A 17,970-nucleotide genomic window follows, 5' to 3' on the forward strand; every position below is an offset into this window, starting at 1 on the left:
AAAACCCCTTTTGGAATGATATAAAAATAAAAGATGAGGCAGGCCGAGGGGAGAGACCTTTTACGCCCCATCGGCTTTAGATTTATTCTTTCGGTTCTGCTTTACTTCCGTAGTTTTGTTCCCATTTTTCAAGGATGGAATCGCGATTTTCCGCGGCCCATTTCAAGTCATTATCTTTGTACATTTTCTCTCCGACACCTTCAGGGAATCCTTCAGGTTTTTCGAAATTATTTTCCATTGTGGAAAAGCCGTTCGCATCGTAATACTTCTTCATCACTTCATCTGTTAAGGCCCAATCCAAGAATGCTTTTGCCAGCTCGTCGCTTTCATGGTCCTCCTTTTTGATCAAAGCGTTTGCTTCCACTTCCCAGCCAAGCCCTTCTTCCGGCAATACCACTTCGACCGGTGCGCCTTCTTGTTTTTGCTGCACTCCGCTATACACTAGTGAGATACCGATTGGGTACTCACCAGCCGCTGCTAATTTCGCCGGTTTTGAACCGGAGTGAGTATATGTACCAATATTTTCATGAAGTTTCGTCATGAAATCCCAGCCTTTTTCTTCGTTCATCATTTGCAGCCAAGCTGATACCGTTAAAAACCCTGTTCCTGATGAAGCCGGATGAGGCATCACGATAAGGCCTTTGTATTCAGGTTTTAATAGATCTTCGTATGTTTTCGGAACGTCCAGACCCAGCTTTCTCAACTCCTCTTTATTAATCACAATTCCTGTCATAAAAGCAGTATTCCCTGTCCATTTTTCAGGCTGCTCGCTGTCTTTGTATGGAGCCAGTATTTTATCGCTGCCTTCCGGTGTATATCCTTCAATCATATCTTTACTCTCTAATGCTAATAAACTTGATGCCGCCGTGCCCCATACTACATCTGCTTCTGTGTTTTTTCCTTCAGCCAATAGCTTCGCTGTAATCACTCCTGTAGAATCACGTACAATGTTCAAATCTACATCCGGATATTTTTCTTCAAATGTTTCCAAATATTTTGGAATCAACTCTTCTTCAATCGCTGTGTAAACCGTTAATTCTCCTGATAGTTTAGTAGAATCACCATTTTTGGCAGTTGCCTCGTTGCTGGACTCTTGGCCGCAAGCCGCTAATACTGCAACACTTGATAAAACAAGCAATGACTTTTTAATGTGGTTTTTCATGGTTTTTACCCCTTTTCGAGAAAAGATATTTACAAATTCAATATAAATCCACATTATTAAGGAGATATTAATTTCATGTAAAGTAATTTTAACGTGATGTTAAGAGTTTGTTTTCATTGCTTTTTTGTGGATTTAATTGTTTTTATATTTTCCACATCGAACTGCCCGAACACAAAGTCCTGTTCCTTCTTAAAACATTAGAAATAGTCCATTTTATGACAGTCTCGTTCTCTTCGGTCTAGTCTTCTCTTAAGTTATAAAACCTTTGCTTTCCAACTATCTCTTTCTTACAATGATAGAGAATGAGGAATATTATACCAATCGTGAGAAAGGAAAGAGGATATGAAAAAAACGTGGAAGTGGATGTTATTCGCTCTCTTTTTGCTGACAGCACTATCAGGGTGCTCAAATGAAGAAAAAGCACAGGAACGTTTCAATGAATATGCGAATCTATGGAACAAACAAGATTTTTCCGCCATGTATGAGTATTTGTCCGCACAAGCTAAAAAAGACATATCAAAAAAAGAATTTACGGAACGATATAAAAAGATTTATGAAGGAATTGAGGTAAAAAATCTTAAGGTTGATGTTTTGAAGCTGAAAGAAGACTTGAAAGAAAAAGACGGAATGCTTCCGCTGTCGTTTGATTTAAAAATGGAGACAATGGCTGGGCCAGTTGATTTTACACAAGAAGTAACATGGGTGAAAGAAAAACAACAAGATAAGAAAAACTGGTTTATCGAGTGGAATCACGGCATGGTCTTTCCCGATTTAAAAGAAGATGACAAAGTAAAAGTGAGCATATTAAAAGGGGTCCGCGGAGAAATTTTGGACCGCAGAGGAAACTTTCTTGCCCAAAACGGGACTGCAGCGCAAATCGGTATTGTCCCCGGAAAACTCGGCGAAAAAGCAGCCGATACGAAGCAAAAGCTGAGCAAGTTGCTGAATATATCTGTCCAAACCATCGAAAAAAAACTCGGGGCCTCATGGGTTAAAGAAGATTTGCTCGTACCGGTCAAAACGGTCAGCCTTCGTGATGAAACGATCATCAAATCTGCACTGCAATACCCCGGGGTTCAGGTAAGCGACATTCCCGCCCGCGTGTATCCATGCCAAGAAGCATGTGCCCATTTAGTCGGTTACGTAGCCCCGATTACTGCTGATTTATTGGATAAACATAAAGATGGGGGGTATACCGCACAATCGGTCATTGGCCATATCGGACTGGAAGGCTTATACGAATCTGACTTAAGGGCCCGTGACGGAGCCGTTATTTATATTAGCGACTCGGAAGGAAACACGGTTAAAGAAATCGCAAAAAAAGAAGCCGTCAATGGACAAGACATGCAGCTTACAATCGACAGCCTTACACAGCGCATCCTTTATGAACAGCTCCAAAATGAGGTCGGTACAGCAGCAGCGATCCATCCGGCAAACGGAGACGTTCTTGGATTGGTCAGTTCACCGTCTTTTAACCCAAACGATTTTTCATTCGGCATCGATACGAATACATACCAATCATTGGCGAACAATCCAAATCAGCCGCTGTTAAACCGTTTTACGAAAACCTTTTCACCTGGTTCAACCTTTAAACTGATCACTGCAGGGCTTATTTTAGACAATCATGTCGTCACCCCGGAAACTTCCATTCCAATTAGCGGTAAGTGGCAAAAAGACAGTAGCTGGGGCGGTTTTTACGTCAACCGTGTCGGAAGTTTGCCTACTGTAAATCTGCATAATGCTCTTGTAACGTCTGATAATATTTATTTCGCCAGAACGGCCGTTGAACTTGGGATTGATAAATTTCAAAAAGGCGTTCAAACATTCGGATTTGGGGAAGGTATTCCTCTTGACTATCCATTTGCCAAATCCCAAATCTCCAATAGCGGCCAAATCGAATCTGAAATCTTATTGGCCAATTCCGCTTACGGTCAAGGCGAAATTCAAATGAACCCCCTTCATTTAGCACTCGTATATTCATCCATTGTCAATGAAGGAGATATCGTCGCTCCAAGATTGATAAAAGAGGAAAATACAGAACGTGAGATTTGGAAGAAACAAGCGATGACACCACAAACAGCTCAAATTGTTCAGAACGGTTTAATCGGTATCATCGAAGATCCGAACGGAACAGCCCATGAGGCCAAAATTACAGGAATGCGCCTTGCCGGTAAAACAGGGACATCTGAACTGAAACAGACACAAGGAGAAAAGGGAGAAGAAAAAGGGTGGTTTGTAGCTGTTGATACCAACAACCCAAACCTCCTTATTGCGATGATGATCGACCACGTGGAAAATCGCGGCGGCAGCCATTATGTCGTACCCAAGGTAAGACAAGTGTTCGAACAGCATCAGAACACGCCTTAAATTTGATGTGATTTTTTAGAGAGCTATTTACCTCCTTCTTCAAGAATTTCCTTGTACGAAAGAATTCAATTGTAGCCATTCAGAAAGCAAGGCACTGCTATGTAAGCAGCGTCTTGCCTTTTTAGTTTGGGCTATTTTACATCTTCATATCGGTTTTATCGTTTTCTAAAAATCCCCTTTGTAAAGATGACCTTAGTCTGCTTTTAATGATCATTTTTACAAAAAAGAACTCTCTAGTTTTCGTATTATGAACTACCCTTTTTGCAATGTGTTAATCAATTTTGACAGCCTTACAATCCCCTCTTCCAGCTCCCCTTCCTTTGCATAGGAATAGGAAAGCCTAATGAATTGATTTGCAGATGGATCGTATAGACTTCCCGGGTTAATCAAAACTCCTGCTTTTTTGGCACATTCGAATAACTTTTGCATTGAAATTTCTGGAAGAATGCGTATCCAAATATAAAACCCGCCTGAAGGAATCGTCCATTCCGCAATTTTTGACATATATGCATCAAGGACTTGCAAAGCTAGTCTTCTCCTTTTTCTTAATTCGCTTCTTATAAAATGAAGATACTCATCATAAAGACCGCTGGCAAGCCATTCTGCCGCTGCCATTTGGGAAAGGGAACTCGATCCGTAATCGATTTGCATTTTTATATCGGCCAATCGGTTAATGACAGACTCGGGACCGACTACCCAGCCGATTCTTAAACCAGGACTTAACGATTTAGAAAAACTCCCTAAATATAGAACAAGGCCGCCTTTATCCATACCTTTTAATGGTTTAGGCGGAGGAGAATCGAACCATAATTCACCGTATGCATCGTCTTCAATGATTGGAAGCTGTTTTTTTTCGGCAAATTCCATCAGCTCCAAGCGCCTCTTTTCAGGCATGGTCGTCCCTGTTGGATTATGAAAAGTGGGAATCGTGTATAAAATGGTAGACTTGTTGATAGAATGACGTTCTTTTAACGTTTTCACTTCTATCCCATCTCCATCAAGCGGAACCCCCTTTAACCGCATACCTGCAGATTGAAATAATTGAAGCGAACGCAAATAAGATGGTGCTTCATGCAGAACAATAGAACCAGGATGCAAAATTCCGATTGAAATAAGCTGTAAAGCCTGTAAGGAACCAGAAGTGATTAAAATGCTCGAAGATGATGTCTCGATTCCTTTAGAATGCAGATGATCCGCTAACTGCTTGCGAAGAAATAAGGATCCTTTAGGCTCTTCATATCCCATCGATTCAACATTCATAGCGAGACGATTTAAAATGGCCTTCATTTTTTCTTTCGGAAACAAATCCAGAGCTAACTCACCTGTTCCAAGCCTAATGATTTCAGGAACAAACTCCGTTTGATTAATGTCTTGAATAATAGGCGCATTCGGGACAAACATTCCAGACTTTACATATTTGTTCCAGTCTGGAGGAGCCTGGCTGCCCATTAAAGACCAAGAGTTGTTGATGACTCTCGTTCCTTTACCAGCCTTTCCTTCAATCAAACCGTCAGCTATCAGTTCTTCTAAGGCTAAAATGATGGTGCTTCGATTCACGTGAAACATATGAGCAAGCTGCCTCTGTGTCGGAATTTTCGTTCCGGCCGTCCATTCCCCATTTTCTATTTTCATTTGGATATGCTGTTTAATTTGCAAGTATAAAGGCACCTTTAAGCCGCGATCCGGTCTCCAATCCATCTGTATCGTATCCTCCCAATGTCTTATTGCTCTTTATTGTAAAACTTGGTTGGGTTAAAAACAAACCAATTGGTTGAGGACATGTAAGAGTGAATCGCCTATACTTTTCATTGAAGTTATCCGATTTAGGAGTGAAAATATGATTCTTGCCCTTACACATGGTTTTTTATTGGCCCTTGGCCTCATTCTGCCTCTCGGGGTTCAAAACGTATTTGTATTCAATCAAGGGGCCCTTCAAAAGCATTATTACAACGCCTTGCCAGTTATCCTCACCGCTTGTTTATGTGATACAACTTTGATTTTGCTTGCGATTACAGGGGTTTCGGTCATTGTGCTGCAGTTCGCCTGGCTGAAAGCGATGCTGCTTATTTTTGGTATCATCTTTTTGCTGTATATGGGATGGGTTTCATGGAAAAACACTCCAAGCCCTGCCAAAAATGAGGAGTTTTCTCCGCTTTCCGCCAAAAAGCAAATCGTATTTGCCCTATCCGTTTCCTTGCTCAATCCGCATGCAATTTTGGATACAGTAGGAGTGATTGGAACGAGCTCTCTTCAATACAGCGGTATCGAAAAAGTTGTCTTCACGGCTTCCTGCATTGTTGTTTCTTGGCTTTGGTTTTTTAGCTTAGCCTTCGCGGGAAAAATGACAAGCAGACTTGATCAATCGGGGAAAATGCTTTATGTCCTGAACAAAGTGTCGGCCTTATTCATGTGGGGAGTAGCCATCTACATGGTAATTACGTTCGTTCAAGCTTAAGCTGCTTGCGTATGTAAAGTAAACACCCTTCTTCATCAAGTGGCTGTTTCATAAGTTTTAAACAGACCACAAAAATAATTTTTTACTGAATCCTCGATTTCACTGGATTTTCATGCCGGTTCCTATCAAGAGGGCGGCTCAAAAGATATGAAAAGCATATCTTTTGAGCCGCCCTCTTCGTTAATTGATGATGATCACTTCTCTTTTTCCTCATTATAATATTGAACGGCATACATTGCGCCTTCACTGACCATTTTATTATCTTCGATATCATAAGGATCAGGATGGCCTGCCTTCTCTAATGGGAAAGATTCAAACTTACTCGCAGTTTTCGAACCTGTCCATTTCTGTTTCCAATGATTGAACATATCCTTGGCCTTTACCCTGTTTTCTTTTGAGGAAAGCCATAAAAATGCTGAAGCACCTGCCCCCGCTAAAATCATCGGTTTTAATCGCATAGCTTGTCTCATAAGAAATTCCTCCTCTTTTCTTTTATTTTTCTTATTGTTCTATCACTTGTTTGAGGTGAGCATAATACTCGGTTAAGTGCTCTTCATTTGCTTGGATAAACGCTTCCTGCTCGTTTGCTTCTAGTTCGAGCGCTTCTTGTCCCAATTCGCCGATATCTGCCACGACCTGGGTTGTCCGTTCACCTAGTTGTACATCCTCTTTCAGCAAATGACATAATTCCGTCATCTTTAAAAGTTTTTCATCATCTGCATTTCTTTCTTCCAACAGTTGCCCCAAAAGGGAAAATAAAAGCGGAAGACGTTCCACTGTTTGTTCCTTCACTTTTGATCACCTCTTGTTGTGTGTATACCCCATATAAAAAAAGAGAAACATACGTGATCAATTTTCTAAAATATCTTTTAAGAATTTTTTTTATGAATTCAACTATTTCTTATTTACAAACCTTTATTATCGCCTTAATATATCATAAGTAGCAAAAATATTATAAAGTCTTAAATCGCTGAGTCTTTTTATGAAGAGCGGGGGAACCACTCGTTTTATGAATGGGGTGAATCCTTGAAAAAGGAAGGGCTATTCCTAGAGTCCTAATCCGACAGCTAACCTCGTAAGCGTTTTGGGAGAAACGACTTTTGGTGAATAATTCTGTTTTTCTGTAAACTAGACCATAAAAAGAGTTTCTCTTTTGTATGGTCTTTTTTTATCCTAATTAAGTTAATCAGATGTGACGAAAAAGAAGCCAGTAAGTGTGGAACCAAAACAGCTTATTAATAGCGGAAACATCAAGAAGTTCATTTAAAAAGGAGAATAACCATGTTGAAAGTACTTTTAACTGACATTCACTTTTCTCATCAATCCTTGTCTAATAAACAAGTTGAAAAAATTATTTGCGACTATATCGTCATATCTGATGAGAGTCAAGAAAAGAACTCTGTCGAACTGCAACCTTTTCAATATAAAAACATGTCAAAAAGTGCCATCGAAAACCATATTTTAATCCAAGAAATCGGGAAGCGACGAGGAGAATAACCCTTACGTTAAGAGTTAATGTATTATTTAGCCGACTTAAAATAAAAACCTGGAGAAGCACATGCTCTCCAGGTTTTTATTTGGCCAAATTTTCTTCTTAAATATATAGGGAAAGGATTGACATTAGAATTTTCTGAATTTAATATTAGTGGTAATGAAACTAACTACTACTAAAGGAGACCATCATGAGCGAAGAACTATATCCCTACCTGCAAAAATTAGGCTTTTCTCAATACGAAAGTAAAGCATACGTGACATTGCTTCAGCATTCTCCCATTACAGGATACGAAGTCAGCAAACGTTCCGGTGTACCCCGTTCGATGATTTATGAAGTACTGGGCAAGCTGATTGATAAAGGCGCAACATACATCGTACCGTCCGATCCGGTCAAATACGCCCCTGTTCCGGCGAAAGATATGCTGGCGAGAATGCAAAAAAGCTTCTCAGAAACCGTCCATTATTTAGAAACAACTTTGCAGTCATTAGAATGCAAGCCTGACATCGATGTCATCGTCCATATCGATGGACACGATCAAGTCCTGCAAGAGATGATCCACATCATGAAAGAAGCAAAAAAAGAGCTTTGGCTGTCTGTTTGGGAGCCTCAAGTATCTCTTTTAAAGAGCTCGACAGAACAGGCCGTCAACCGGGGAATTCCCGTTTTTTCCATTGTATTTGGGGCAGCAAACGAAACGCTCGGCCATACGTTCCATCACAACTATATGCCCCCTGAAGTCGTCCAAGAACGTATTGGCGGCCACTTAACGATTGCAGCACGTGACGGAGAAGAAGTGGTCATTGCGAACTTTACTGATGATGCGATGCCGTGGGCGGTCAAAACGAAGAACCCGGCTTTGGTCCTTGTCGCAACGGAATATATCCGCCACGACATCATGATTGAGGAAATCACGAGAGAATTTGGAGCGGAAAAGCTCGACACTCTTTGGCGCAGCCGCCCTGATTTATATCGAGTTGTAACAGGAAAGCAGTTTAATCAATAAATAATTTTTTTTGCTTACTTTCATAGTAGTTAAATCAATAACGTCTAAAGGAGAAGAGAAACATGAAACAAAATGACTGGAAAAGAGGCTTCCTTGATGCACTTCCGATTGCATTCAGCTTTATTTTGTTTGGTGGAATTTTTGGAATGCTTGCCGTGCAAACCGGATTATCCATCTTGGAAAGCGTCGGCATGTCGCTCATCGTGTTCGCCGGTTCAGCCCAATTCACCGCCTTATCCCTTTTAACAGACCAGACAGGAATGTGGACGATTATACTCGTTACCTTTTTTGTCAACTCGCGCCATTTATTGATGGGACTCTCCATGTCCCCATACTATCAACCTTTTTCGAAGAAGTTTTCTGCCATAATGGCTTTTTTCCTAATTGATGAGCAATATGCCATTACTATGAATCATTTTCGCCATCACCGTCCAACAAAATCGTATATTATCGCAGTCAGCCTGACATTGTACGCAACATGGGTAGGCGGCACATGGCTTGGAACATTAACGCAAAGCCTCATTCCGGACCCAGGAAAATTGGGATTAGGATTCAGCTTCACCGCCCTGTTTCTTTCATTGGTCTATTTTCAATTTACATCCCTTTTGCGAATAATGGTGTTTGTATTATGCGGGACTGCCGCTGTATTGCTGGCATTTGTGTTGCCTTACGGGCTGCACCTTCTAGCGGCAGGGGTCATCGCTTTTGTTATCGGTTATTTTTTCAATAACGAAACAGCAAAAGAAACGACGTCTGAACAAAGAAAAGAGGTGACAGCATGAACATGTTCCTTCTCTATCTCGGTATGGCAGTCGTTACTTACTTCTCAAGGCGGGCCTTTTTGCGCCTTCCCGACCATTTATTCTCAGAGCGTTTAAAAAACGGGCTCTCATTCATTCCTCTCGGCATCTTTGCCGCTCTCATTTTTGAGTCATTATTTTTAAAAGACGGCTCACTCGTACTTGAACCGCTATACCTATTTGCCAGCGCGGTTTGCTTATTGATGATGAAGTTCAGCAAAAATGTCTTTATCAGCTTTGGATTGAGCCTGTTTGTTGTCGTTATCGTAAAAAGCGGAATGATTGGATAAAGAAAGCCCGAAAACCGCATGCTTTTTCGCCGGTTTCGGGCTCTTTCTACTCTTTCATCCGTTTTAATGCCTCAATCTCCTTTTCGCGGGAAATATTGAAGGATTGCCATCCGTATTCTTGATAAACTCTTCAACTCTTGCTTTAAAGGATAGAACATCAAAAGGAAAAGAACGCTGAGAAATGTTTTACACATTTTTATAGATTGGATGACATCTTCATGTTAGAATATTCTGGTATATAAAAACTACATACCGGACTTTATGGTGCCAAATGTGTTGATTCGACCATTTAGCTTAAAAGGGAAATCGGTGCAACTCCGATGCGGTCCCGCCACTGTAATGAAGAGTCTTATCGCCATAGTTAATCCACTGTCTTAATGATGGGAAGGATACGATAAGACGATGATCCAAAGCCAGGAGACCTGCCATAAAGAATAACACTGTTTTGACCCACGCGGATGGGAAAGTGTTTGCACTAATCAGGCAGATAAATGGGACAGCAAACCCTTCATCTGGTTACTTACTACGGTTAAGTCAAGCACTTCTTTCTTTCGGAGAGAAGTGCTTTTTATTTTTTGGTGATGGAAGCCGCTGTATGATTGCAGGAAACGTCCTACCCAAAAAGGCTGACTTACAAATAAAGCATTGTCATTCGCGTTGGGAATACATTCGGAGGTGATAGAACGGCAAATGAAGCATGAACAAGCAGCCATTTTCATAGATTATATCATTTAAGGAGGAAACGACATGAAAGGAATAAAAATGAAAAAAATCTTCATCATCATTTATTTTGCAGTTCTATTGCTCTATATCCCTAAACAAGCATTCGCCATGCATATCATGGAAGGTTTTTTACCGATTGAATGGGCCTTATTTTGGTGGGGGATTACCTTGCCCTCTTTAATCATAGGACTGCGCTCGATCAAAAAGAAAGTGAAAGAACACCCCGAATTAAAAATGATGCTCGGTCTATCCGGGGCATTTGCTTTTGTATTATCTGCACTGAAAATCCCTTCTGTTACCGGAAGTTGTTCACACCCTACCGGCGTTGGGTTAGGGACCGTTCTTTTCGGCCCGACTGCAATGAGCGTTGTTGGATTTATCGTTCTCCTTTTTCAATCACTATTGCTTGCTCACGGGGGATTAACCACTTTAGGAGCAAACGCTTTTTCAATGGCGGTTGCCGGCCCTATCATTGCTTATCTTGTTTATAAAGGCGCAACCAAAGTGGGGCTGTCCTTCTCTGTTGCCGTTTTTTTAGCCGCTGCTTTAGGTGATTTGGGCACTTATGTGGTGACATCTTTCCAGCTGGCTTTAGCCTTCCCTGCTGAAACTGGCGGCATAATGGCTTCTTTTGCTAAATTCTCCGGCATTTTTGCCTTTACACAAATTCCTTTGGCCATTAGTGAAGGATTATTAACAGTCATTATTATGAATATGTTAACAAAATATAATATAAAAGAATTAAAACTGCTGCGTGTCTTAGCTAAGGAGGGGCGTTGATATGAAGAAGAATATGATACTACTTTTCATTGTCATCATCCTTGCCATTGTTCCTCTCTTCATCCAGAAAGGAGCGGAGTTTGGGGGAGCTGATGGGCAAGCGGAAGAAGCAATCGGGGAAATTGCCCCTGACTATCAGCCGTGGTTTCAGGCTCTTTGGGAGCCTCCGAGCGGGGAAATTGAAAGCTTGTTATTTGCTTTGCAAGCAGCAATCGGCGCCGGATTTATCGGATATTTTATTGGCTTCATGAGAGGAAAGAATCAGCAGGTTGAAGAAAAAAATAAAAAGGTGTCCCAGTCCCATGCTGCTGATCGATAAATACGCTTATTTCAATAGGCTGCAAAACGTTCATCCAGCGGAAAAGATGACACTATCTCTTTGCTTGCTGTTGTTCGTTTTACTTGCCAAAGACTCCTTAGTATCACTCATCACGTTCATAGTGATGAGTGCTTTTATTGTTTTAATAGCAAGAATTCCAATTTCATACTATATGAAATTGCTTGTATTGCCTGGTTTTTTTCTACTTTCTGGAATCGTCACCGTCCTGATTTCTTTCACCGACAGACCTGCTGTCATTCCGAATGTTATTTGGTCTGCGCATATAGGCAATTGGCAGATTTATATAAGCAAAGAAAGTCTAAACCAAGCTGTAAATCTTGTCTTCGTAGTGCTAAGCAGCATAAGCTGTTTATACTTTTTAACGTTAACAACACCTTTAACAGCCATTCTTGATGTATTGCGAAAACTAAAACTGCCGTCATTATTGATCGAGTTGATCTCCTTAACATACCGATTCATTTTCGTATTCCTGGAAGAATCAGTGAACATTTATCAAGCACAGTCTTCCCGGCTCGGGTATATAACCATTCGACAAGGAATAAAATCTCTTGGATTACTGATTTCTATGCTATTTTTAAAAGTGTTTCAACGCACTGCGCAATTATCGATTGCCATGAATTCCAGATGTTATGAAGATGACATTTTGTTTTTCGATCAATCTTACCGCTTCTCGCCTGTCAATTGGTTCGTCATTACAGGAATATTTACAGGAATGATCATCATATATATACAGTTTGGAGGAAGTTTGTAGATGCAGCCCAGTCTTTTTGACATTAAACACTTATCGCATTGTTATGCCGATGGTTCCATCGCTTTAAAAAACCTCTCTCTTACCATTAAACAAGGAAAGAAAATAGCCTTGTTAGGCAATAATGGCGCTGGAAAATCTACGTTATTTTTACACTTAAACGGGATCTTGCAGCCAACAAGCGGAACTATTCGCTTTAAAGGAAAAGAATTGGCATATGACCGAAAATCGCTGCTTTCACTGCGCAAGCAGGTGGGAATCGTTTTTCAAGATCCAGACTCTCAATTATTTTCAGCCAATGTCCTCCAGGATATTTCATTTGGTCCGCAAAATTTAGGATTATCAAAGGAAGAGGTTCTACGTAAAGTGGAATGGGCCATGGAACAGACAGAAACGGCAACATTTAAAGATAAACCCACTCATTTTCTAAGCTTGGGCCAAAAAAAACGGGTCGCTATTGCAGGGGTATTAGCAATGGACCCCGAAGTTATTATTCTTGATGAACCGACAGCAGGACTCGATTCTTATTTTTCTAAACAAATCATGAACGTATTAGACCACATACAAAAACAGGAAAAAACCATTATTTTATCTACCCATGATGTGAATCTCGCTTACGGGTGGGCTGATGAAATTATCGTGATGCATGACGGCGAAATACTATGTCAAGGAAACCCTGTCACCGTTTTTGAGCAAGATGAGTTCATCAAGAAAGCCCATTTAGATAAACCGTGGGTCTTGGAAACCTTTCAATTTCTCATACAAGAAAATCTTCTGTCGTCAAGCAGTACCATACCGCAAACGAAAGATGAGTTATTTCAAAAAATTAGAGGTAACATGAAAGTTTTCTCTAATTATTAAGTTATGTTAAAGAACGATGTGGATTTTTAACATTTTTGCTTTATTCGTTCAAAAAAGTCTTTTAGAACATGTTCATCCAAAGCCTAATTATTAACGGAATGCGGTAAAATGAAATCATACCATTCGTTTAGGAGAAGAGATAAGGGGGATACAAAGATGATCAAACGAATATGTGTATTTGCAGGATCAAATCCTGGAGTAAGCCCTGAATTTGCGCAAATGGCGGAAGCACTCGGGAACGAGCTTGTAAAAGGCGGCTATGATTTAGTGTACGGAGGCTCCAAAATGGGATTGATGGGACGTGTGGCCAACACCGTGTTACAGCATGGCGGATGCGCGATCGGCGTCATGCCAAAGGGATTGTTTCGCGGTGAAATCGTCCATACCGAATTGACCGAACTTCATGAAGTGATGGATATGCATGAGCGAAAGGGGAAAATGGGCGAACTGTCAGATGCCTTCATCGCTCTTCCAGGCGGATTCGGAACATTGGAGGAAGTGTTCGAAGTCGTGAGCTGGGGAGCAATTGGCATTCATCGGAAGCCAATTGGCCTGCTGAACGTGGACGGCTATTATGATCCAATCATGCAAATGGTCAATAATGGGGTAAAGGCCGGATTCATCCACCCTTCCCATGCACCGCTGCTCATTTGTGAAAGCGATCCTGCCGCTTTATTGGAGAAATTAAGCAACTATACACCTGTCTCGAATGTGAACAAATGGAGCGAGCTGGAGTCGTAATGGGGGGCAATAGCTATTTACGTACAAAAAATGCCGCCAGTATGCTCTGGTGGAATATCAAAACATACTGGCGGCACAAAGTTTTTATTTAGCAAATAAAGTGAAAGAATCAATAAAATTCCTTGACTGATGCCTTACAAACCTGTATCTTTATTGAATTCAAGGGTCACTCCTGTTCCCAGCATCAGGATTCCAAGCGATCGCGGAAAGGATTTGGCTTTTATCGCACTCACCATGAATGTCAGTAAAGATACAGCTGCAACCAAATGTTGCAGCCAATGATAGTGAACAAAGTATTGAATTAAAAATACTCCGCACATATCCTTTTTGTATTTCTTGGTCATTCTTTAATTAGTAACCGTATCCGCCTAAAGCACTTGCTCCGATGATGATTAATAAAATAAACAATACGACGATTAACGCAAAACTGCTATTATTTCCTCCTGACATTCATATCAACTCCCCTTTTAAAAATGGAAAGGAACTGATGATTTGTCCCTTTGCTCTTATGATATGAATTCACAAAAGAATGGTTTGGACTTTTGAAACAAAAGGGGGAAAAATAGAAAATAACTGAGTTAACTGCCTATCAAAAAATTGTATAATACATATGATTACTCTTCTCGTCTGAAAGGCTTGAAATCTTCTGTTGTCAGCGGCTGGGGAATACTGGATGCCGGGGCTTTACTGTTCTTCATTCAACCTTCATGGAAAAGTTATGAGAAAATGCTGGAATGGGATTCCTTTTTGCTGATTCTCGTTGTCCTTCTTACTCTTTTCTGGGCATGTGTACCGTTTTTCCTATTCGTGGAAAGCCTGAAATTTTTAAGCCCAACAGAAGTTAGTATTTTATCAAGCGTTGAACCGCTAATAGCAGCAATTGTCTCTGTAACATGGCTGCTTGAGCCATTCGGGCTTTATCAAATCATCGGAAGCTTCTTGATTATTGTGACAGCTGTATTATTTTCAATGCCCAAAAAAGACCCTGCTTCTTCAGGTATGTCTCCTGAAAAAGCAGGGTGATTCTTTCAGACATGGGGTGAAGGAGCCTGCAAACCTTCACTCCATTTTCATTTTAGCTTTGTTAGACAGTAATGATTGACAATTACAGCTGATATTTGTATTTTTCCCATTTATTCATCCTTACAAGCTTTACTGTCCAGCAGACTACCTTCCCAGCACTTCTTGTGGGCTCTTATCGGACGCAAAAGCTGCCCTTTCCACCGCATCGGCTACCATTTCATGGACTTTTGGATCCAGCGGATGCGGAACCAAATCACCCGGTTTTGTTTCCGCCGCGATGGCTTCTGCTGCAGCAACCAGCATTTCATGGGTAATGTCACGAGCTCCGGCATTCAGCACACCGCGGAAAATGCCAGGAAAACCAAGAACATTGTTCACGGAGCGGCCGTCCGCTGCATAAGCAGCTCCTGCTTCTAATGCCTCTTCCGGCTCAATTTCCGGTTTCGGATTAGATAAAGCGAGAATAATTTGCCCTTGACGCACCCACTCTTTTTTAATAAGTCCTGGAACACCGGTAGTAGCGATGACAATATCCGATTGTTCCATCAACTCTTCAAGGCTTTCAACCGGATTTCCTCCATAGCCCTTCAATCTTTCTTTCGCTTCCGGAGACTTGTCCGCTCCGAAAACATTCTTTACGCCAAAGGCCATGAACATACGGCAGATTGCCAAGCCGGCTGCCCCAAGACCAATTTGTCCCACTGTCGCTTTTTCTAAATCTACACCAGCACTTTTACAAGCTGAAATCGCCGCGGCGAGGGTAACCACAGCCGTACCGTGCTGATCATCATGCATAACCGGAATGTCTAAATCCCTCTTCAATCGCTCTTCTACTTCAAAACAATGCGGTGAACCAATATCTTCTAACAGGATCCCGCCAAAGCCAGGCGAAATATGCTTCACTGTCTGGACGATTTTATCCGGATCTTTCGTATCTAAAAGAATGGGAATGCCATTGATGCCGGCTAACTGATCGAAAAGGGCAGCTTTCCCCTCCATTACAGGCATTCCCGCAACCGGGCCAATGTCTCCGAGTCCTAAAATCGCTGTTCCGTCCGTGACGATGGCAACCGTATTGCTGATGTTCGTATAAATTTTCGCTTTCTCCGGCTCCTTCTCAATCACGCGGCAAACGTTTGCCACACCTGGCGTGTAGACACGTCTCAAATCAGCAAGAGTTTGAATCGGCATCTTGCTTTTCATCTGAATTTTGCCGCCTTCATGCGCACGAAGAACATCATCTGAAACTGTATGTAGAAGAATGCCCCCTCCAAGTTCGCGAATGGCGTCCAATAATACTTCGAGCTTTGCTTCATTCTCCACTTGTACTGTAATGTTGCGCTTCGTATAATTGGCCCCTACATGTACAGTTTCAATCTCTCCGATATCTCCCCCGGCAAGACCGATTGCCGTCGCTACCTTTCCAAGATTTCCGGGAGTGGACGGGGTTTGCACAAGTAAAGTGCGAATGATGTTTTTATTAATCATAGCTAAATACCTCCGAATACATTTAAATACAGGATTAGAGCGAAGGAATTCCTCCGCTCCAAAATATTGATTATTTAAAATCAACCATTAAAAGAATAAAGAAAGTCCATTGTATTTTCATTGATGATGCAGTGTTCAATTAATTAGCATGCTTATGCAGCGCTTGTTGCTCCGTTTTAACTTCCCCTGTATACCAAATGCATTTTCCTGTATATCCGTAAATTAAAGCAATACCAAGAGAAACAAAACTTAGCCACATAAATGGTAAATAAGATAATGTAGATACACCTAGAATTCCTGCCATAAAAATACCGTTGTCGGACCATGGTACCATCCCCGAAGTCATCGTACCGCCGACCTCTGAATTCCGAGACAGCACTCTTCGGTCAATTCGCAATTTGTCATAGCTTTCTTCCATAATTTTAGGCGTTAAAATTAATGATACATACATGGCGCAGCCAAATACGTTTGCTAAAAATGCCACAATCAGCGTGGAAAAGGTTACGTTTCCTGCGGATGTCAGTTTATGCTGAAACTTGGAAACAATCACTTTTAATACGCCTAGCTGCTCTAGTAGACCGCCAAATCCCAGACCGAAAATAATGACCATGACAGATCCGAGCATTCCTTCAACTCCTCCGCGATTCAAGAGCTTGTCCATAAAATCGATACCCGTATCAGCAGAAAAGCCAACGTAAGCAGTACCAATGGCATCAACAAAACTCATCCCCTGGAACAAAGAAGCCCAAATAGCACCAAGGAGGGCACCAGCGGTAATCGTCGGCATGGAAGGCTTTTTCAACGCAAGTAGAACAATAACAAACACAGCAGGCACCAGCATCCAAATTTGAATATCAAACATGTCAAGTAATGAAGACTTTAGAAAATCGACCTTGTCCAAATCGACATTTTTTCCGCCGTACACAAATCCTGCGATGGTGAAAAGAATTCCGGTAATAATAAATGCAGGAAGAGATAAATACAACATAGCGCGTACATGCGCAATTACATCGACTTTCGACATGGACGCTGCAAGCACGGTACTATCAGATAATGGTGATAGTTTATCTCCAAAATAAGCACCAGAAAGAACGGCTCCCGCCACAAGCGGAAGTGGAAGTCCAAGACCTTCCCCGATTGCCATCATCGCAATTCCCGCTGTCCCAACTGTTCCCCATGACGTACCAGTTGCCACAGATGTAATAGAGCAGATAGCAAGTGTTGCAAGCAAGAAAATGCTTGGATGTATAAATTCCAAACCATAATAAATAAGTGTTGGCACAACACCGCCGGCAATCCATGTCCCAATAAGAGCACCAACCGCGATTAGAATTAATATGGCCTCAAGGCCTTTTGAAATCCCCTTCGTGATCATCTCTTGCAGATCTGGATAACCATACCCCAACCTTACTCCAAGCAATATAACAAGAAACCACGAAATAAACAAAGCAAGTTGTATCGGCAAGTTAAAAAACGCCGTGAACGAAAAGACAATTGCCAAAAACAAACCGAGAACGCAAACAATTTCTAACATGGACGGCAAGCGTACATTTTTCAACCCAATTCCCCCTTGAAATAAACAAACTAAAACGCTTTCAAATATTTGGTAAAAAACAGACTATATTTCTCCCCTTATAATCCTGTAAAAAATTCCCTTATCCAACCCTGTTGCAAACACTCAAGCTACTCTTTTT

At 41.3% G+C, this 17,970-nt stretch carries 19 protein-coding genes, 1 pseudogene and 2 riboswitches; of the genes and pseudogenes, 12 read left to right on the forward strand and 8 right to left on the reverse strand.

The window, feature by feature from the left end; genetic code table 11:
- Positions 1-82: 82 nt before the first annotated feature.
- The gene (locus tag BK575_RS19215) at positions 83-1,162 is read right to left on the reverse strand and encodes a putative 2-aminoethylphosphonate ABC transporter substrate-binding protein (protein ID WP_078412799.1); all 1,080 of its coding nucleotides are present in this window, start codon (positions 1,160-1,162) and stop codon (positions 83-85) included.
- A 342-nt stretch (positions 1,163-1,504) separates the two neighbouring features.
- On the opposite strand from BK575_RS19215, the gene BK575_RS19220 reads away from it, so the two are divergent.
- A complete protein-coding gene (locus BK575_RS19220) occupies positions 1,505-3,529 on the forward strand; it encodes a penicillin-binding transpeptidase domain-containing protein (RefSeq protein WP_078412801.1) in 2,025 nt (674 codons plus the stop codon).
- Positions 3,530-3,781: 252 nt separating this feature from the next.
- Here the strand turns inward: BK575_RS19220 and pdxR are convergent, their stop codons facing one another.
- On the reverse strand, positions 3,782-5,227 hold the full coding sequence (pdxR, locus tag BK575_RS19225) for a MocR-like pyridoxine biosynthesis transcription factor PdxR (protein WP_078412803.1): 1,446 nt from the start codon (positions 5,225-5,227) through the stop codon (positions 3,782-3,784).
- 139 nt (positions 5,228-5,366) lie between these two features.
- Between pdxR and BK575_RS19230 the strand changes: the two genes are divergently transcribed.
- On the forward strand, positions 5,367-5,984 hold the full coding sequence (locus BK575_RS19230; protein ID WP_078412805.1) for a LysE/ArgO family amino acid transporter: 618 nt from the start codon (positions 5,367-5,369) through the stop codon (positions 5,982-5,984).
- Between the two features lie 194 nt (positions 5,985-6,178).
- Here BK575_RS19230 and BK575_RS29640 read toward each other — a convergent pair.
- Both BK575_RS29640 and BK575_RS19240 read right to left on the reverse strand, forming a co-directional pair.
- A pseudogene (locus BK575_RS29640) lies at positions 6,179-6,298 on the reverse strand (hypothetical protein); the annotation flags it as partial.
- 187 nt (positions 6,299-6,485) lie between these two features.
- Positions 6,486-6,776 carry a hypothetical protein gene (locus BK575_RS19240; RefSeq protein WP_078412808.1) on the reverse strand — a complete coding sequence of 97 codons (291 nt, stop codon included), beginning with the start codon at positions 6,774-6,776 and terminating at the stop codon, positions 6,486-6,488.
- A 166-nt stretch (positions 6,777-6,942) separates the two neighbouring features.
- A riboswitch (cyclic di-AMP (ydaO/yuaA leader) is annotated at positions 6,943-7,080 on the forward strand.
- A 185-nt stretch (positions 7,081-7,265) separates the two neighbouring features.
- On the opposite strand from BK575_RS19240, the gene BK575_RS19245 reads away from it, so the two are divergent.
- The 9 genes from BK575_RS19245 (at position 7,266) to BK575_RS19285 (ending at position 13,765) form a co-directional block, all read left to right on the forward strand.
- Positions 7,266-7,481 (forward strand): hypothetical protein, encoded by a 216-nt coding sequence (locus tag BK575_RS19245; protein WP_078412809.1) that lies wholly within the window; start codon positions 7,266-7,268, stop codon positions 7,479-7,481.
- A gap of 185 nt (positions 7,482-7,666) precedes the next feature.
- Complete coding sequence (locus BK575_RS19250) at positions 7,667-8,482, forward strand: TrmB family transcriptional regulator (protein ID WP_078412811.1); 816 nt, start codon at positions 7,667-7,669, stop codon at positions 8,480-8,482.
- Positions 8,483-8,544: 62 nt separating this feature from the next.
- Positions 8,545-9,264, forward strand: a complete 720-nt coding sequence (locus BK575_RS19255) for an AzlC family ABC transporter permease (protein WP_078412812.1) — start codon at positions 8,545-8,547, stop codon at positions 9,262-9,264.
- Positions 9,261-9,572 (forward strand): AzlD domain-containing protein, encoded by a 312-nt coding sequence (locus BK575_RS19260; RefSeq protein WP_078412814.1) that lies wholly within the window; start codon positions 9,261-9,263, stop codon positions 9,570-9,572. The genes BK575_RS19255 and BK575_RS19260 overlap by 4 nt, the downstream gene beginning before the upstream one ends.
- Positions 9,573-9,817: 245 nt before the next feature.
- Positions 9,818-10,016: riboswitch (cobalamin riboswitch) on the forward strand.
- A 318-nt stretch (positions 10,017-10,334) separates the two neighbouring features.
- Positions 10,335-11,075, forward strand: a complete 741-nt coding sequence (locus tag BK575_RS19265; protein ID WP_078414872.1) for an energy-coupling factor ABC transporter permease — start codon at positions 10,335-10,337, stop codon at positions 11,073-11,075.
- Position 11,076: 1 nt separating this feature from the next.
- Complete coding sequence (locus BK575_RS19270; RefSeq protein ID WP_078412816.1) at positions 11,077-11,394, forward strand: energy-coupling factor ABC transporter substrate-binding protein; 318 nt, start codon at positions 11,077-11,079, stop codon at positions 11,392-11,394.
- Positions 11,378-12,166, forward strand: a complete 789-nt coding sequence (cbiQ, locus tag BK575_RS19275) for a cobalt ECF transporter T component CbiQ (protein ID WP_078412818.1) — start codon at positions 11,378-11,380, stop codon at positions 12,164-12,166. Before BK575_RS19270 ends, cbiQ begins: the two co-directional genes overlap by 17 nt.
- Positions 12,167-13,024: an energy-coupling factor ABC transporter ATP-binding protein gene (locus BK575_RS19280; RefSeq protein ID WP_078412820.1), complete on the forward strand. Its 858-nt coding sequence runs from the start codon at positions 12,167-12,169 to the stop codon at positions 13,022-13,024.
- Positions 13,025-13,183: 159 nt separating this feature from the next.
- Positions 13,184-13,765, forward strand: a complete 582-nt coding sequence (locus BK575_RS19285) for an LOG family protein (protein WP_078414873.1) — start codon at positions 13,184-13,186, stop codon at positions 13,763-13,765.
- Positions 13,766-13,899: 134 nt separating this feature from the next.
- On the opposite strand, the gene BK575_RS19290 is transcribed toward BK575_RS19285, so the two are convergent.
- Both BK575_RS19290 and BK575_RS19295 read right to left on the reverse strand, forming a co-directional pair.
- Positions 13,900-14,109, reverse strand: a complete 210-nt coding sequence (locus BK575_RS19290; protein ID WP_078412822.1) for a hypothetical protein — start codon at positions 14,107-14,109, stop codon at positions 13,900-13,902.
- Between the two features lie 7 nt (positions 14,110-14,116).
- Positions 14,117-14,215 carry a YjcZ family sporulation protein gene (locus BK575_RS19295; RefSeq protein ID WP_078412824.1) on the reverse strand — a complete coding sequence of 33 codons (99 nt, stop codon included), beginning with the start codon at positions 14,213-14,215 and terminating at the stop codon, positions 14,117-14,119.
- Between the two features lie 147 nt (positions 14,216-14,362).
- On the opposite strand from BK575_RS19295, the gene BK575_RS19300 reads away from it, so the two are divergent.
- A complete protein-coding gene (locus tag BK575_RS19300) occupies positions 14,363-14,788 on the forward strand; it encodes a DMT family transporter (protein WP_169907901.1) in 426 nt (141 codons plus the stop codon).
- A gap of 144 nt (positions 14,789-14,932) precedes the next feature.
- Here the strand turns inward: BK575_RS19300 and BK575_RS19305 are convergent, their stop codons facing one another.
- Together BK575_RS19305 and nhaC are read right to left on the reverse strand one after the other, a co-directional pair.
- Positions 14,933-16,276 carry an NAD-dependent malic enzyme gene (locus BK575_RS19305; protein WP_078412828.1) on the reverse strand — a complete coding sequence of 448 codons (1,344 nt, stop codon included), beginning with the start codon at positions 16,274-16,276 and terminating at the stop codon, positions 14,933-14,935.
- A gap of 139 nt (positions 16,277-16,415) precedes the next feature.
- The gene (gene nhaC, locus BK575_RS19310) at positions 16,416-17,834 is read right to left on the reverse strand and encodes a Na+/H+ antiporter NhaC (RefSeq protein ID WP_078412830.1); all 1,419 of its coding nucleotides are present in this window, start codon (positions 17,832-17,834) and stop codon (positions 16,416-16,418) included.
- Positions 17,835-17,970: the final 136 nt, after the last annotated feature.

This window comes from Priestia abyssalis, from assembly GCF_002019595.1.
GTDB lineage: Bacteria > Bacillota > Bacilli > Bacillales > Bacillaceae_H > Bacillus_BA > Bacillus_BA abyssalis.

Bases quoted from the DNA above. Each gene is read 5' to 3' on its own strand.
- BK575_RS19220 (WP_078412801.1), top strand. From the start codon at position 1,505: ATGAAAAAAACGTGGAAGTGGATGTTATTCGCTCTCTTTTTGCTGACA.
- BK575_RS19270 (WP_078412816.1), top strand. From the start codon at position 11,077: ATGAAGAAGAATATGATACTACTTTTCATTGTCATCATCCTTGCCATT.
- BK575_RS19255 (WP_078412812.1), top strand. From the start codon at position 8,545: ATGAAACAAAATGACTGGAAAAGAGGCTTCCTTGATGCACTTCCGATT.
- BK575_RS19215 (WP_078412799.1), bottom strand. From the start codon at position 1,162: ATGAAAAACCACATTAAAAAGTCATTGCTTGTTTTATCAAGTGTTGCA.
- BK575_RS19290 (WP_078412822.1), bottom strand. From the start codon at position 14,109: ATGACCAAGAAATACAAAAAGGATATGTGCGGAGTATTTTTAATTCAA.
- BK575_RS19295 (WP_078412824.1), bottom strand. From the start codon at position 14,215: ATGTCAGGAGGAAATAATAGCAGTTTTGCGTTAATCGTCGTATTGTTT.
- BK575_RS19230 (WP_078412805.1), top strand. From the start codon at position 5,367: ATGATTCTTGCCCTTACACATGGTTTTTTATTGGCCCTTGGCCTCATT.
- pdxR (WP_078412803.1), bottom strand. From the start codon at position 5,227: ATGGATTGGAGACCGGATCGCGGCTTAAAGGTGCCTTTATACTTGCAA.
- BK575_RS19260 (WP_078412814.1), top strand. From the start codon at position 9,261: ATGAACATGTTCCTTCTCTATCTCGGTATGGCAGTCGTTACTTACTTC.
- cbiQ (WP_078412818.1), top strand. From the start codon at position 11,378: ATGCTGCTGATCGATAAATACGCTTATTTCAATAGGCTGCAAAACGTT.
- BK575_RS19265 (WP_078414872.1), top strand. From the start codon at position 10,335: ATGAAAAAAATCTTCATCATCATTTATTTTGCAGTTCTATTGCTCTAT.
- BK575_RS19280 (WP_078412820.1), top strand. From the start codon at position 12,167: ATGCAGCCCAGTCTTTTTGACATTAAACACTTATCGCATTGTTATGCC.
- BK575_RS19305 (WP_078412828.1), bottom strand. From the start codon at position 16,276: ATGATTAATAAAAACATCATTCGCACTTTACTTGTGCAAACCCCGTCC.
- BK575_RS19250 (WP_078412811.1), top strand. From the start codon at position 7,667: ATGAGCGAAGAACTATATCCCTACCTGCAAAAATTAGGCTTTTCTCAA.
- BK575_RS19245 (WP_078412809.1), top strand. From the start codon at position 7,266: ATGTTGAAAGTACTTTTAACTGACATTCACTTTTCTCATCAATCCTTG.